General features: G+C 45.8%; 14 protein-coding genes. 6 read left to right on the top strand and 8 right to left on the bottom strand.

All coding sequences use genetic code 11. From position 1 onward, the window contains the following. Positions 1-8: 8 nt before the first annotated feature. Both RJ47_RS18520 and RJ47_RS18515 read right to left on the bottom strand, forming a co-directional pair. Complete coding sequence (locus RJ47_RS18520; protein ID WP_039486121.1) at positions 9-848, bottom strand: glucosaminidase domain-containing protein; 840 nt, start codon at positions 846-848, stop codon at positions 9-11. Beyond that, positions 841-1,644: a membrane protein gene (locus tag RJ47_RS18515; protein ID WP_038134759.1), complete on the bottom strand. Its 804-nt coding sequence runs from the start codon at positions 1,642-1,644 to the stop codon at positions 841-843. Before RJ47_RS18515 ends, RJ47_RS18520 begins: the two co-directional genes overlap by 8 nt. Before the next feature lie 384 nt (positions 1,645-2,028). On the opposite strand from RJ47_RS18515, the gene potA reads away from it, so the two are divergent. From potA to RJ47_RS18485, 6 genes are all read left to right on the top strand, one after another. Beyond that, on the top strand, positions 2,029-3,162 hold the full coding sequence (potA, locus tag RJ47_RS18510; protein ID WP_150114021.1) for a spermidine/putrescine ABC transporter ATP-binding protein PotA: 1,134 nt from the start codon (positions 2,029-2,031) through the stop codon (positions 3,160-3,162). Then, positions 3,143-4,003 (top strand): spermidine/putrescine ABC transporter permease PotB, encoded by an 861-nt coding sequence (potB, locus tag RJ47_RS18505; RefSeq protein ID WP_038134647.1) that lies wholly within the window; start codon positions 3,143-3,145, stop codon positions 4,001-4,003. The genes potA and potB overlap by 20 nt, the downstream gene beginning before the upstream one ends. Next, entirely contained in the window at positions 4,003-4,773 is a 771-nt protein-coding gene (potC, locus tag RJ47_RS18500) for a spermidine/putrescine ABC transporter permease PotC (RefSeq protein ID WP_038134645.1), read from the top strand. The genes potB and potC overlap by 1 nt, the downstream gene beginning before the upstream one ends. A 99-nt stretch (positions 4,774-4,872) precedes the next feature. Next, positions 4,873-5,907: an extracellular solute-binding protein gene (locus RJ47_RS18495; RefSeq protein ID WP_039486118.1), complete on the top strand. Its 1,035-nt coding sequence runs from the start codon at positions 4,873-4,875 to the stop codon at positions 5,905-5,907. A 173-nt stretch (positions 5,908-6,080) separates the two neighbouring features. Next, positions 6,081-7,118 carry an extracellular solute-binding protein gene (locus tag RJ47_RS18490; RefSeq protein ID WP_039486116.1) on the top strand — a complete coding sequence of 346 codons (1,038 nt, stop codon included), beginning with the start codon at positions 6,081-6,083 and terminating at the stop codon, positions 7,116-7,118. 58 nt (positions 7,119-7,176) lie between these two features. Beyond that, positions 7,177-7,953, top strand: coding sequence for a GGDEF domain-containing protein (locus RJ47_RS18485; protein ID WP_039486114.1), 777 nt, complete (start codon positions 7,177-7,179; stop codon positions 7,951-7,953). 22 nt (positions 7,954-7,975) lie between these two features. Here the strand turns inward: RJ47_RS18485 and cobB are convergent, their stop codons facing one another. The 6 genes from cobB to RJ47_RS18455 form a co-directional block, all read right to left on the bottom strand. Next, positions 7,976-8,713, bottom strand: a complete 738-nt coding sequence (cobB, locus tag RJ47_RS18480) for a Sir2 family NAD+-dependent deacetylase (protein ID WP_005475808.1) — start codon at positions 8,711-8,713, stop codon at positions 7,976-7,978. A 160-nt stretch (positions 8,714-8,873) separates the two neighbouring features. After that, positions 8,874-10,094 carry an ammonium transporter gene (locus RJ47_RS18475; RefSeq protein ID WP_038134632.1) on the bottom strand — a complete coding sequence of 407 codons (1,221 nt, stop codon included), beginning with the start codon at positions 10,092-10,094 and terminating at the stop codon, positions 8,874-8,876. Between the two features lie 315 nt (positions 10,095-10,409). Further along, positions 10,410-10,826 carry a hypothetical protein gene (locus RJ47_RS18470; RefSeq protein WP_039486111.1) on the bottom strand — a complete coding sequence of 139 codons (417 nt, stop codon included), beginning with the start codon at positions 10,824-10,826 and terminating at the stop codon, positions 10,410-10,412. Continuing rightward, positions 10,810-11,877, bottom strand: a complete 1,068-nt coding sequence (locus tag RJ47_RS18465) for a formate dehydrogenase subunit gamma (protein ID WP_005475792.1) — start codon at positions 11,875-11,877, stop codon at positions 10,810-10,812. The genes RJ47_RS18470 and RJ47_RS18465 overlap by 17 nt, the downstream gene beginning before the upstream one ends. A 14-nt stretch (positions 11,878-11,891) precedes the next feature. Continuing rightward, positions 11,892-12,500: a formate dehydrogenase FDH3 subunit beta gene (gene fdh3B / locus RJ47_RS18460; RefSeq protein WP_038134624.1), complete on the bottom strand. Its 609-nt coding sequence runs from the start codon at positions 12,498-12,500 to the stop codon at positions 11,892-11,894. 11 nt (positions 12,501-12,511) lie between these two features. Beyond that, positions 12,512-15,367, bottom strand: coding sequence for a formate dehydrogenase subunit alpha (locus RJ47_RS18455; protein WP_038134621.1), 2,856 nt, complete (start codon positions 15,365-15,367; stop codon positions 12,512-12,514). Positions 15,368-15,377 lie beyond the last annotated feature (10 nt).

Here is a 15,377-nt window from a genome sequence, read left to right as displayed (position 1 = left end):
TATAAGGTCTACCGACTCGCACTGGATTGAGAATTGCCTTCCCAGAACTGCTTATTATGACGAATCATGCTTTGCAAGTCGTTGACGTATGCCTCACCTCGCTCAGAGTATTTCAATAGACCATTCGCAAGTGCCATCGCCGCCTCTGTGTCTATGAGACTTTCCCCTTGTGTATGGCGCTGGTATCGAATTTCTCTTAGCTCATGATAGGCTTTGTTTCGGTTTACATTCATGAAATACCCATGAATAGACTGCTGGGCTGAGGCGAACTTAGCCACTTCATGTGTCATTCCTTCTGAACGTTTCAGGGGAACAAGCCCACATCCCTTGCTATAACACCACTGACCAAAGTAGTTATTTGCCTTAGTTGCAAAGCGAGATGTCCCCCACGCTGACTCATTAGCAGCTTGGACCAACACGAGCGCTTCGGGTATGACATCAACGCGGTGGCGCATTTTATCCAGCCAACTCTGAGTAATGCCTTCTTCGGTCAAACTGAGGTTGTAGAGACGCCCTAAGCGTTTCGCATCGCTGAGTTCAGACGAGGTCAAATTACCGACATCAAACGACGTTTGGATAGCTTCAAGTCGTTTGCGTTCCTTTTTAACGCGTTCATTCTCTAGCGCAATCCCCGGCCTTAAATAATCGAAAAACGTCTGTTTTTTTAAGCGCGTTTCAGTAATTGCAGAGAAGTCAGGCGCAGCCCCCAAAGCCTTTGCTTTACTGTTGTTCTCGGTTTGATAGGCAGTTTGGCGCTCTTCTTCTATTCGGTTTTTCTCGTAGCCATAAAAACTACAGCTGGCTAATAGGCCAGCTGCAGCAATAGCAATAAATTCACTTTTACGCATTGAACACTTGTGAATCATTGTCGTTGTCATCCCCATTTTTCGGACGGTCTGAAGCGATGATCTTCAGTTTAATACCAAACATGTTGCGATAAATAATGCCTTTTACGTGGAAGAAGAAAGGCAAAACAAAAATCAAACCAATGCCATAAAGCATTACGCCAACCATGAACATAATCACGATGAAGAAATAAATGCCTAGCAGCGGGAATAATTTCTTGTTCACTGCACGAAGCGATAGCAGTAAAGACTGCATTGGTGGCACTTTCTTTTCGCAAATGAGTAACATCGAATTACTGAACGCGAGAGAAAAGTACAAAGAAAGAAACGGCAGCAATGTTCCCGCAATTCCTTGTAAAACAAGACTGGCTAGCGTCGCAATGATCACAGGAATGGTGAACTGCAATCCTTTACCAATATGTCGAGGTTTGGTTGATAGCCCGGCAGCGTGACTCATTGCCATAAGGCTAATCCCCGCATAGATTGGGGCGCTGATGACCTCAAAGCTGAAATTAGCAATCATGATCGCGCTGAAGATGCTCGGGTCGAATGACTCAGGATCTAAAACAGCATCAAAAATCACCGATGGGTCACCAAGTTGTAGCTTTAACGCGATGACGAATATGGCGACTTGAATCGCGATGAGCAACACAATGGCAGGTGAAAAGGACAAGAAGTTCTTTATCGTGTGATTCCATGCCTCTTTAAGAACATCGCCAGCGTTGAGCTCATAGTTACCTTCAAGCGCACGCTCAATACTTCCACCTAAATTAAAATCTTTCTCTATGTCGTTATTCATTACTAAGTCCGATGCCTCATCAACTGACAAGGCAAACTGGTTGATTAATGCTTTGTTGCAAGTGAGAGACATTATACTGAAACCCCTCAAACTCCAAAATCAGATCCATGCCAATTACTTGCTTTCTTGACTTTATGGTTGATAATTGACCACTAAACGCATTTACAAAGCCTAGATTCCTGATTCAGAGAGAAAAATACCCTACTCCAAAGCGTGTAAAAGGTATAGAGAGAGTATGGTAAGAAAAGTTTACTTTTACCTGCAAAAATATTTCGGTTTCAGGATAAGAAAATGCTTTGATTTCACAATTTTGGTGATTATGATGCGCGCCTCTATTTTGTGTAACTACGGGTCTTCGCTAAAACTCGCGACATAATGACCATTGTGGGAGAAAAACAGACGTTGAACGCTAAACAAAAAGCAGGACAACCAGTTATTCGTCTAACTGGTATCAGTAAAAGTTTCGATGGTAAGGAAATCATCGGTAATCTGAATTTAGATGTGAACCATGGTGAATTCCTTACCATTCTTGGTCCATCGGGTTGTGGTAAAACAACCGTTCTTAGAATGATTGCTGGTTTCGAAACCGCTGACCAAGGTGACATTATTCTTGATAATCAGAATGTAACCTCAGTCCCTGCAGAACAAAGGCATGTCAACACTGTATTCCAAAGTTACGCACTCTTCCCACATATGACCGTGTTTGAGAACGTAGCATTTGGTCTGCGTATGCAAAAAACACCGGCTGCGGATATCGAACCTCGCGTCATGGAAGCATTGCGCATGGTTCGCCTAGAGAAAATGGCGCAGCGTAAACCCCATCAGCTATCTGGTGGCCAGCAACAACGTATCGCTATCGCGCGCGCAGTTGTGAACAAACCTAAAGTCCTGTTGTTGGATGAATCTCTCTCTGCGCTTGATTACAAACTGCGTAAGCAAATGCAGATCGAATTGAAACAGCTTCAGCGCCAGTTAGGCATTACCTTCATCTTCGTGACACATGATCAGGAAGAAGCACTCTCTATGTCTGACCGCATTATCGTTATGCGTGACGGTGTAATAGAGCAAGATGGTTCTCCACGTGAGATCTATGAAGAACCGAAGAACTTGTTCGTCGCTCGCTTTATCGGCGAAATCAATGTGTTCAACGCGACCATGCTCGAGCGTTTAGATGACAAGCGCATTCGTGCTGACATCGAAGGTGTTGAATCTGTTGTGTACTACGATCAAGACGCGCAATCGGGTGACAAGCTACAAGTGCTTCTTCGCCCTGAAGACTTACGTATCGAAGAGATCAAAGAGTCTGAGCAAAAAGGTATTGTTGGTCACGTTACTGAACGAACCTACAAAGGTATGACCTTAGACTCGGTCATCGAGCTCGAATCAGGTATGCGTGTGATGGTTAGCGAATTCTTCAATGAAGACGATCCCGATGTGGACCACTCTCTTGGACAAAAAGTCGCAATCACTTGGGTTGAGAGCTGGGAGGTGGTACTCAATGATAAGCAAGAAGCTTAATCTACAAAACGCCATCATTGCCCTAATTGTTGGTTGGTTAACACTGTTTGTGCTAATCCCTAACGTCATGATTATTGGTACCAGTTTCCTCACGCGTGATGAAGCTAACCTAATCGAAATGACGTTCACATTAGACAACTATGTGCGCTTGATGGACCCACTGTACGCCAAGGTACTGTGGCACTCATTCTACATGGCGATTGTCGCGACGCTGATCTGTTTGGTCATTGGTTATCCATTTGCCTACATCGTGGCAAAAATGCCTGAGAAATGGCGACCAATCATGCTGTTTCTGGTAATTGTTCCTTTCTGGACTAACTCGCTGATTCGTACGTACGGCCTTAAAATCGTATTGGGTACTCAGGGCATCTTGAACAAATCGCTGATGGCGATGGAAATCATCGATAAACCGATTCGATTGATGTACACCGAAACTGCGGTAATGATTGGTCTGGTCTATATTCTGCTGCCGTTTATGATACTTCCGCTCTACTCAGCGATTGAGAAGTTAGACCATACCTACACGGAAGCGGCGCAAGACTTAGGGGCAAACAAGTTCCAGATATTTACCAAAGTAACGCTCCCTCTGACCATGCCTGGCATTATTGGAGGCTGTTTATTGGTGCTACTGCCTGCACTGGGTATGTTCTACATTTCTGACTTACTCGGCGGAGCGAAAAACTTATTGATTGGTAACGTCATTAAGAGCCAAGTATTGAACGCACGTGATTGGCCATTTGGTGCCGCGACCAGTATCGCCCTAACCATTGCGATGGCAATCATGCTTTACGCCTACTACAGAGCGGGCAAATTATTGAATAAGAAAGTGGAGCTAGACTGATGGGCCGTACAGTTAGATTTAGCTTTATGACATTGGTGTACGCATTTTTGTATCTACCAATTATTGTCTTGATTGTTAACTCATTTAACGCCAACAAATTTGGCATGAAATGGGGCGGTTTTACCACAAAGTGGTACGAAACCTTGATCAACAACGACAGCCTGATGCAAGCCGCGTGGCACTCGTTAAATGTTGCGATTTTTTCAGCAACAGCAGCAACCATAATTGGTAGCTTAACGGCTGTTGCCCTATTTCGTTATACCTTTAAGGGTAAGGGTGTGGTCAACGGGATGCTTTTTGTCGTGATGATGTCTCCGGACATCGTAATGGCGATTTCGCTGCTCGCGCTGTTTTTGGTGATGGGAGCGCAACTAGGATTCTTCACCTTGTTGGTTGCTCACATTACATTCTGTCTGCCGTTTGTGGTCGTGAGCGTATACAGCCGCTTAAATGGCTTTGACGTCAAGATGCTCGAAGCGGCCAAAGATTTGGGTGCAAGCGAATGGGTTATCTTGAAGCAAATTATTTTGCCTCTTGCTAAACCAGCAGTTGCAGCAGGCTGGCTACTGAGTTTCACCCTATCACTAGACGACGTGATTATCAGCTCGTTCGTGACAGGCCCAACATATGAAATCTTACCGTTGAAGATCTATTCAATGGTGAAAGTCGGCATTTCACCTGAAGTGAATGCCCTCGCAACCGTGATGCTGATTGTCTCACTAATTTTGGTTGTAACATCTCAGTTGCTAGCCAGAGAAAAAGTGAAGTAGAATCCGCATCGAAAAACACGAAACAGAATGGCATGTCGCCATTCTGTTTTTCTATCCAATCTCCATTGTGGAGATACGTTTGGTTTGGAGCTAACGTCAATGAAAAAATGGGCTACTTTATTAGCTGGTAGTGCATGTGCGCTTTCTCTGTTCTCAGGATCAGTTGCAGCGGACGAAAACAAAGAACTTGTATTTATGAACTGGGGTCCTTACATCAACAGTAATATCCTAGAGCAATTTACAAAAGAAACTGGCATCAAGGTGATTTACTCGACTTACGAGTCGAATGAAACACTGTATGCAAAGCTAAAAACACATAATCAAGGTTATGATCTTGTCGTACCGTCAACTTACTTCGTCGCAAAAATGCGCGATGAAGGAATGCTACAAAAAATCGATAAGTCGAAACTGAGTAACTTCTCTAACCTAGATAAGAACTACTTGGACAAGCCTTACGATCCAAACAACGACTATTCGATTCCTCACGTAGTTGCGATTACTGGCCTTGCCGTTAACGCTGACATGTACGATCCGAACGACTTTACGAGCTGGGCTGATCTATGGAACCCAGAACTTGAAGGTCAGCTAATGTTGATGGACGACACCCGCGAAGTGTTCCACATCGCTTTGCGTAAACTGGGTTACTCTGGTAACTCAACCGATCCGAAACAGATCGACGAAGCGTACGCAGAACTACAGAAGCTAATTCCAAACGTATTGGTATTTAACTCTGACAACCCAGGCGCTCCATATATGTCTGGTGAAGTTGGCGTAGGTATGCTTTGGAACGGCAGTGCGGCTGCGGCTCAAAATGAAGGTATGAACCTAAAACTTGTCTTCCCTAAAGAAGGCGGTATCGGTTGGGTTGACAACTTTGCCATCTCTTCGGGTGCAAAGAACGTAGATGCGGCTCATAAGATGATCGATTTCCTACTTAGCCCAGAAATTGCAGAGCAAATCTCTCGTGATACTGGTTATCTGACTGCTGTAGCAGAATCTAACGCGAAGTTTAAAGATGTTGCTCCACTGTTTCCTTCTCAAGAAGATCTGGACCGTGTGGAGTGGCAAGATTCGGTAGGCGATTTAACCGTGAAGTATGAAGAGTACTTCCTAAAGCTTAAAGCGGGTCAATAACCCAAACTAAACAGGAAAATAGGCAGCATTCGCTGCCTATTTTCGTCATTGGCTGATATAATTTCCGTTTGCATGGTTTGTTGTTCTAACAAGCGACTTAACTCACTGCTTACCCAGCGTACATAAGCTTGGAAATGCTTATGCTGTCTAAGCACAGGAAAAACGGAAAAATAATGAAAAGTAAATTCTATGCAAGCGCACTGTGCGCGGCGACTCTGATCGCTTCCCCTGCAATGGCTGCTGATCAAGAACTCTACTTCTACAACTGGTCTGAATACATTCCAAACGAAGTTCTTGAAGACTTTACAAAAGAAACCGGAATTAAGGTGATTTACTCAACTTACGAGTCTAACGAAAGCATGTACGCTAAGTTAAAGACTCAAGGTTCTGGTTACGATCTAGTAGTACCGTCTACTTACTTTGTCTCTAAGATGCGCAAAGAAGGCATGCTACAAAAAATTGACAAAGAGAAGCTTTCTCACTTTGCCGATCTTGATACAAACTTCCTAAACAAACCGTTCGACCCAAACAACAGTTACTCTATCCCTTACATCTGGGGCGCGACAGGTATTGGCATTAACTCAGACATGCTTGACAGCTCTTCAGTAACTAAGTGGGATGATTTCTGGGATAGCAAGTGGGAAGGCCAACTTATGCTGATGGATGACTCGCGCGAAGTCTTCCATATCGCCCTAACTAAGCTTGGTTACTCACCAAACACCACGGATCCAGATGAAATTAAAGCAGCATATGAAGAGCTTAAAAAGCTAATGCCAAATGTATTAGTTTTTAACTCTGATTTCCCAGCAAACCCATACTTAGCAGGCGAAGTTTCTCTTGGCATGCTTTGGAATGGTTCGGCATACATGGCGCGTCAAGAAGGCGCATCTATCAGCATCATCTGGCCTGAAAAAGGCGCTATTTTCTGGATGGACAGCCTAGCTATTCCAGCAGGCGCGAAGAACATCGAAGCGGCACACAAAATGATCGACTTCCTACTTCGCCCAGAGAATGCAGCGAAAATCGCTCTTGAGATTGGCTACCCTACGCCAGTGGCTACAGCACACGATCTACTGCCTAAAGAGTTTGCGAACGATCCAAGCATTTTCCCACCACAAGAAGTGATGGAAAGTGGCACGTGGCAAGACGAAGTGGGTGAAGCAAGCGTGCTTTACGACGAATACTTCCAGAAACTGAAAGTAGATAATTAAGCGATTTATCTTACACTTAATAAAGCGGCATCTGCCGCTTTATTAGTTTGAGAGGACTATGTACAGAGTCACCCTTTTCTTTCTTTCATTGCTGATCATCGTCCAATTATTACTATTGGTGATGAGTCATTTCTTCGCTGTTGATTCACGCTACGATCTGCTTTTCGAGACAAACACCCTCTTTCTGGTAATTTATTTAGCTTACATCTCTCTGCGAACAGTGCGTTCCAACTCATTGGTTAATTATGGGGTTGGCTTACTGATCACAAACAGTTTTTATGAAGTCGTCACGGAAATCACTTACTTCAACGACATCGCAGCGCAACATCCGTTAGTTGACTCGTTTCTAGAAGACGGCTTGTTACAACTTTCGTTCTTGTTGTTGGCCTTTGGCATTACTCGTATGGTCAATAAAGCGAAAGAGAACGCCACTATTGATGAGTTAACTGGGCTATACAACCGAAAAAAGCTCAACAACATCACCCTCGAAAAATTTGACTTAATCTACTTTGATTTGGATGGCTTAAAGCTAGTCAACGATACACAAGGTCACGCGCAAGGCGATATTATGTTGGTTCGCTTTGCGCAGGCGTTACGAGAATCGACTTCTGATGCGGAACAAGCGTTTAGACTGGGTGGCGATGAATTTGCTGTTGTGGCGTCGCCAGGGGCAGGACTCGCGTTCATTCACAAGATCAACGCTCATCTAGAAGGAGAAGACATCAAGTTTAGCTATGGTATTGATTCAACAACCAAAACTCAGTTCCATCAAGCGTTAATCAATACAGATAAAGCCATGTATGAAATGAAAAGAGCTCAGCGAGGCAAGCGCTGAGCATCTATTCAAAACGCAACGTTTATGCGTGCTTTGCTTGAGGTTTCTGCAAAGCTAGGATTTCCTCAACCAGTTTCGGGACTTCCACACTGGCTTTTCCATAACGCTTCTCTTCAAACTCGCTCTCAACAGCACTTGGCTCTAAATTGATTTCTATTGTATGGGCGCCATGCATTTTCGCATCGTGAACAAATCCAGCTGCGGGGAAAACAACCCCTGATGTCCCAATCGAAATGAACAGATCTGCGTCTTCTAGGGATTGATAAATCTCTCCCATTCGTAATGGCATTTCGCCAAACCAAACAACATGAGGTCGCATTTGAGACGGCATTTGACAGCAATGACAAAGATCGCCCGTTTTGATTTCTCCCAACTCTTCAACCACTTGATTCGATACGCTGCAACGTGCTTTTAGGAGTTCGCCATGCATGTGAATGACGTTCGAGCTGCCACCTCGCTCATGTAGGTTATCGATGTTCTGTGTAATCACGGTAACCGTCCCGTCTAACTCAGCTTCCAGTTGCCCTAATGCGATGTGAGCTGCATTGGGTTCAATATGCGGTTCTTGTAGCATGATGCGGCGTTTGTTATAGAAATCTTGAACAAGATCAGGGTCGCGGGCAAATCCTTCAGGGGTCGCGACATCTTCTATGCGGTGATCTTCCCACAAGCCATCTTGTGCTCGAAAAGTTTGAATACCTGATTCAGCTGAGATCCCTGCTCCAGTGAGAATTACGACGTTACGATACGGAAACTTCATACCACATCCTTATATTTTTCCTTTAGATGTAGCTTAGCACTTCGCTAATAACATCAGAAGTTATGCGGATTAGACCATAGTCGAAATCAAACGAGTTATACAACGTAATGTGAACTAAAACAAAAAAGGCGACCGAAGCCGCCCTATCTCAACCGATTGTTTAATCGTCACTCGTGGCAGAGATTTTATGAATCGCCAAGTCTGCACCATTGAACTCATCTTCTTCCGATAAGCGTAAGCCAGATACTTTGTTAATGATGCCGTAAACAACCAAAGCGCCCCCAACCGCAATCCCAATGCCGACTAATGTGCCGAGCAACTGAACCACAAAGCTCACGCCTCCGAGGCCTCCTAACGCAGTCTGGCCGAAAATACCGGCAGCAATGCCACCCCACGCCCCACAAACTCCGTGGAGCGGCCAAACTCCAAGAACATCATCGATTTTGGTTTTGTTTTGAAGGTAGGTAAATAGATAAACAAATAACGCCCCCGCGACAGCACCCGTAATCAAAGAGCCAATGGGATGCATTAAGTCAGACCCGGCACAAATGGCGACCAGACCTGCTAAAGGACCATTGTGAATAAAGCCAGGGTCGTTTTTGCCTGCGATTAAGGCAGCAACAATTCCACCTACCATCGCCATCAATGAGTTCATCGCGACGAGTCCGCTGATGCCATTAAGCGTTTGCGCTGACATCACGTTAAATCCAAACCAGCCAACACACAGAATCCATGCGCCGAGCGCTAAAAACGGGATATTCGATGGCGCAAAGTTGGTGTGCTTTCCTGCTCTGATTCGCCCTTTACGCATACCGAGAAAGAGAACCGCAACCAACGCAATCCAACCGCCGACACCATGCACAACAACGGAGCCTGCAAAATCATGGAACCCATAGCCAAATTGTGATTCGAACCAAGCCTGCAAACCAAAGTTGCCATTCCAGATCATGCCTTCAAACACTGGGTAGACCAATCCAACCGTAAAGAAGGTCGCCACAAGGATAGGATAAAAACGAGCTCGCTCAGCAATCCCGCCAGAAACGATGGCTGGAATCGCAGCGGCAAAGGTTAGTAAGAAGAAGAACTTGACCAACTCATACCCATTTCCTTGTGAAAGAGTTTGTGCGTCAGCGAAGAAGTTTGCTCCATAAGCGACCCAATAACCGATGAAGAAATAGGCAAGCGCTGAAATGCCGAAGTCTGCAAGAATTTTAACCAGAGCATTCACTTGGTTCTTATGTCTGACCGTACCGACTTCGAGAAATGCGAACCCAGCGTGCATTAAGAACACCATAATGGCACCAAGAAGAAGAAAAAGTGTGTCCGAACTTTGAGTCAGGGTTTGAACGGCTCCATGAACCTGACTGGCTGTTACGCTCATCCGTATAAGTCTCCATTTTTGTTTGTCGCGCACTTTTCCTGTGCGTCATATAACATCGCTCACCACATTGGTGATATTGCTTGAAGCCCTGATACGGCAAGTTACATGCCACTAAACTATAATTTTATAATCTACATATTAGTAATTGAATTTATTAAAATTATTAAAGAAATTAAATTAGGAATGACGATTTAAATGTGCAAACTTGGTGAGGATATGCACCATGAGAGGGATAGTTGCACCAGATAGAGGCGCAATCTTTTGGTGCATAAAAAGAGCCCTGAAGAAATCAGGGCTCACTTAGTAAGAGGCTTTTTACAGGTTTGGTCCTTTTGAAAAGCTAAATGGTTGGTTGTCTCTGAGTTTGCTCATGCCTTGGAACATGCGGACAAACCAAATCACTATCGCAATTACACCAAACAACATTCCTACGTATGGGATGTAATAAGCAATCTCATCGATGATATGACTTTGATACCAGTAATCGTTGACCCCTTTCAGGACACCATTTGACGTCGCTACCGTGATGATCAATACGACAAAGTAGGTTAAGTTCAGGAAAAAAGTTCGAATCAAGCCGTAATAGTGAGAATCGATTATTTCGCCATCTTCACCTCGATCTAAACGGTAACCCGCGTAAACAATCGCAATCACGCCTGAAATTAAGCAGGTAAACGGAGTAAAACAACTTAAGATGTACGCAACCCAAATGCCATTATGAGGTTTGTTCATTCGTCTGCGCTCCTTTTACTTCGTGGTCAGAGCTCGCGGTGTTTGCATTTCCACCCTGCTCTTCTCGCTCTTTAGCCATCATCTCTTCATACCAAAGGTCATGGTGCTCTTTGGCCCAAGTTTCATCAACCTCACCCGTTACCATACCTTCAAGTGCTCCTTCCATTCCGAATAAACCGATATAGATGTGGAACACGAAACCACAGATTAGAATCAGAGCCGCTAACATATGGACCAGGTTAGAAAGCTCCATATCCCGTCGCGTCTGACCAAAGATTGGGAAATCCAATACCAAGCCACTGATCGCAACGACCGTTCCCACAACAATGAGTAACCAGAACAGCGCTTTTTCACCAGCGTTAGAGAACTCTGCTGATGGATGCGAGCCTTTATGTTTACCCACCATGCCACCAAGCTTCATAAACCAAGCAAGATCGACTTTTTTGAAGATCGACTTTCGCCACCACTTAATCAGCACACATAGCAGCAACACGTAGAAGATTGGACCAATGTAGTTATGGTATTGCTTCGCCAACATAATGATGAAGCCCCATAGCTCAGACGGAATGTACGGCTTAAGGAAATGTTTACCATAAACCAGCATTAGCCCACTAAACGCTAAGGTTAAGAAAGTGAATGCCATGCTCCAGTGAAGAGCGCGATCCAATCGAGACCAACGCTTGATCTTCTTACCTGTTCTTGGCGCACTTAACATAAGTGGGCCAATGACAATGTACATGAGAGTAACGAAAGCGATACTACCGAAAATCGCCACAGCTCCCGCTGGTGACATCCATTTCTCTTTCAAAATGTACCAGGTTTGCCCTGGGGTACTGATCAGCATTCCATGCTCTGGGAACTGAGACGTCGTGTAGCCCTCTTCGCCTTGACGAACTTGACGCCAAAAATCGGCGCCAGCCAATTGGGTCATTTCACGTTGTGCAACTTCAGACTCTTTTTGCTCAGCATGCGCAGGCAGCGATAAAGCAAAGAGTAATGCTGCCATCATTGACAGCATTACAAGAGATGCACGTTTAAACATTGAAAACATGAATCTCTCCACCCTTAACTTTTCGTTGCGTCGTAAGACAAGTCGTTACCATTCGTCCAACCCGCGCCTTTCGCACCGCGCTCAACCACACGTTGACGGAAGATATCTGAGACTTTCTCAGCATCACCCGCTAACAGCGCTTTTGTCGAACATAGTGAAGCACACATCGGTAGTTTGCCTTCAGCAATACGGTTCGCCCCGTACTTCTGACGTTCTTCTACTGAACCTGGCTCAGTTTCAGGACCACCGGCACAGAAGGTACATTTGTCCATCTTACCGCGCTCGCCAAAGGCTTCCTGTTTAGGGAACTGAGGCGCACCAAACGGACAAGCAAACAGGCAGTACCCACAACCGATACAAAGGTCTTTGTTGTGCAGCACGATGCCATCTTCTGTGTGCTCGAAACAGTCTGCTGGACACACCGCCATACAAGGCGCATCAGTACAGTGCATACAAGCAACCGAGATCGAGTTCTCACCCGGTTCACCATCGTTCAAGGTAACAACGCGGCGGCGCTGAATACCCCACTCTAGCGCGTCATCATTTTCATTCTTACATGCAGTGACACAGCCGTTACATTCGATACAGCGCTTGGTGTCACAAAGGAATTTCATTCTAGCCATTTGTTGACTCCTTAAGCTTTGCGAATGTTACATAGGGTGACTTTGGTTTCCTGCATTTGCGTAACAGGGTCATAACCGTAAGTCGTTGCAATGTTGGCAGATTCACCAATCACGTATGGGTCTGTCCCTTCAGGGTACTTGCCGCGAAGGTCTTCGCCTTGGAACTTACCGCCGAAGTGGAATGGAATAAACGCCATGCCTGGCTTCACGCGTCGAGTCACCATCGCCTTCACATGGATTCGGCCTTTCTCTGCACCTTCAACCCAAACCATTTCGCCATCTTTGAAGCCAAGATCATTGGCATCTTTCGGGTTCACCTCAACAAACATTTCTTGTTGAAGCTCAGCAAGCCATGGGTTTGAACGAGTCTCTTCACCACCACCTTCGTACTCAACCAGACGACCTGAGGTTAGGATGATTGGGTACTCACCCGATACATCTTTGTCTTGAATTGACTTGTACATGGTTGGCAGACGATAGATAGACTCGCTGTCGTCCCACGTTGGGTAATCCGCGACTAGGTCACGACGTGGTGTGTAGAGCGGTTCACGATGCAGTGGTACGCGATCTGGGAAGGTCCAAACTACCGCGCGCGCTTTCGCGTTCCCAAAAGGAATACAGCCGTGCTTGATGGCTACGCGCTGGATACCGCCAGATAGGTCGGTCTTCCAGTTTTTGCCTTCTGCTGCTGCTTTCTCTTCTGCAGTAAGATCGTCCCACCAACCCAGAGATTTCAGCAATTTGTCACTAAACTCTGGATAGCCATCTTCAATCTCACAGCCTTTTGAGTAGCTGTCTTCAGCAAGAATATTGGTGCCTTCAAACTCCACACCAAAACGAGCACGGAAGTTACCACCGCCCTGAGCAACGGGTTTAGACGTATCGTACAGGATATGCGTACCCGGGTGTTTCATCTCAGGTGTACCCCAACATGGCCAAGGCAAACCATAGGTTTCACCGTGAGCAACACCACCTTCTGCTTCCAGCGTGGTTTTGTGGAAGGTATGCCAGTTTTGTTGGTGCGCTTTTAAACGCTCTGGGCTTTGACCTGTATAACCAATCGTCCACATACCCTTGTTAAATTCACGAGTAATGTCTTCGATAACAGGTTGGTTGTTTTCCACTTTCACGTTCTTGAACAACTGCTCTGCAAAGCCTAGCTTCTTGGTCAGTAGGTACATGATTTCGTGGTCAGGCTTGGAGTCGAAAAGAGGCTCAACGACTTTATCACGCCACTGGATAGAGCGGTTAGACGCCGTCACACTGCCGTAAGTTTCAAATTGAGTGGTAGCAGGTAGAAGATAAACACCATCGGTACGATCGTTCATTACCGCTGCGACGGTTGGGTATGGATCGACGATAACCATCATATCTAGCTTTTGCATCGCTTTGCGCATTTCTACGCCGCGAGTCTGGGAGTTAACCGCGTGACCCCAGTAGAACATAGCGCGAATGTTGTCGTTTTGTTCGATGTTATCTTTGTTTTCTAAAACACCATCAATCCAACGAGACACAGGAATACCCATGTTGTTCATTGGCTTTTTGCCGCGGTATTCGTTTTGGTCGAAGCGGTTTTGTACCCACTCATGGTCTAGATCCCAAACCTTAGACCAGTGTTTCCAAGCACCATCTGACAGACCGTAGTAACCAGGAAGTGTGTGCGAAAGTACGCCTAGGTCAGTTGCGCCCTGTACGTTATCGTGACCACGGAAGATGTTCGCACCGCCACCAGATTTACCCATGTTACCTAGCGCAAGCTCAAGTACACAGTATGCACGCGTGTTGTTGTTACCGGTTGTATGTTGAGTACCACCCATACACCAAACCACACAGCCTGGACGGTTTTCAGACAGCAGTTTCGCGGTTTTGTAGACGTCAGCTTCAGCCACACCCGTTACACGCTCAACTTCTGCTGGGTTCCATTTAGCGACTTCTTCACGGATCTCATCCATGCCGAATACGCGCTGGCGAATGAATTCTTTGTCTTCCCACTGGTTAGCAAAGACATGCCACAAGATACCCCAGATGAAGGCGACATCAGAGCCTGGACGCAGCGATACGTAGTGATCTGATTTTGCAGCGGTACGTGTGCGACGCGGGTCAGCAACAACGATCTTACAGTTGTTTTTCTCTTTGGCGATCAAGATGTGCTGCATGGCAACTGGGTGAGCCTCAGCTGGGTTGGAGCCAATGAACAGCATCGACTTACAGTTGTGCATGTCATTGAACGAGTTAGTCATCGCGCCATAGCCCCAAGTGTTTGCTACACCTGCTACGGTTGTGGAGTGACAGATACGCGCTTGGTGATCGACGTTATTGGTGCCCCACAGTGACGCCATTTTGCGGAACATGTACGCTTGCTCGTTATTGTGCTTCGCGCTACCAAGCCAATACACTGAGTCAGGACCTGATTCTTTGCGAATATCGAGCACTTTATTGCCGATCTCTTCGATCGCTTGATCCCAAGAAAGCTTTTTCCACTTACCGCCTTCCAGTTTCATTGGGTATTTCAAGCGACGCTCACCATGTCCATGTTCACGCAGTGCTGCCCCTTTAGCACAGTGGCCACCAGCGTTGAAAGGATGGTCAAACGCAGGCTCTTGCCCTGTCCACACACCGTTTTGCACTTCGGCATAGATACCACAGCCCACAGAACAGTGAGAACAGATCGTACGTTTGACGTCGGTTTTAGCACTTGGATCAACAGATTTTGCTTCTGCTTTCTTGATCATGCCCGGTGTAAATAGGCACGCACCTGCAACCGCACCACCAGCAGCCAATGAGCTGTTTTTCATGAATGCGCGGCGTGAAATACCCAATTGATTTTGTTCTTTGCTCACACTATCGGAGCGTTTAACGAGTTTCATTGCTTAGCTC

This window comes from Vibrio sinaloensis (assembly GCF_000808535.1).
Lineage (GTDB): Bacteria > Pseudomonadota > Gammaproteobacteria > Enterobacterales > Vibrionaceae > Vibrio > Vibrio sinaloensis_D.
Note: the sequence above shows the minus strand (reverse complement) of the source record. Positions and strands in the feature narration are given on the sequence as shown.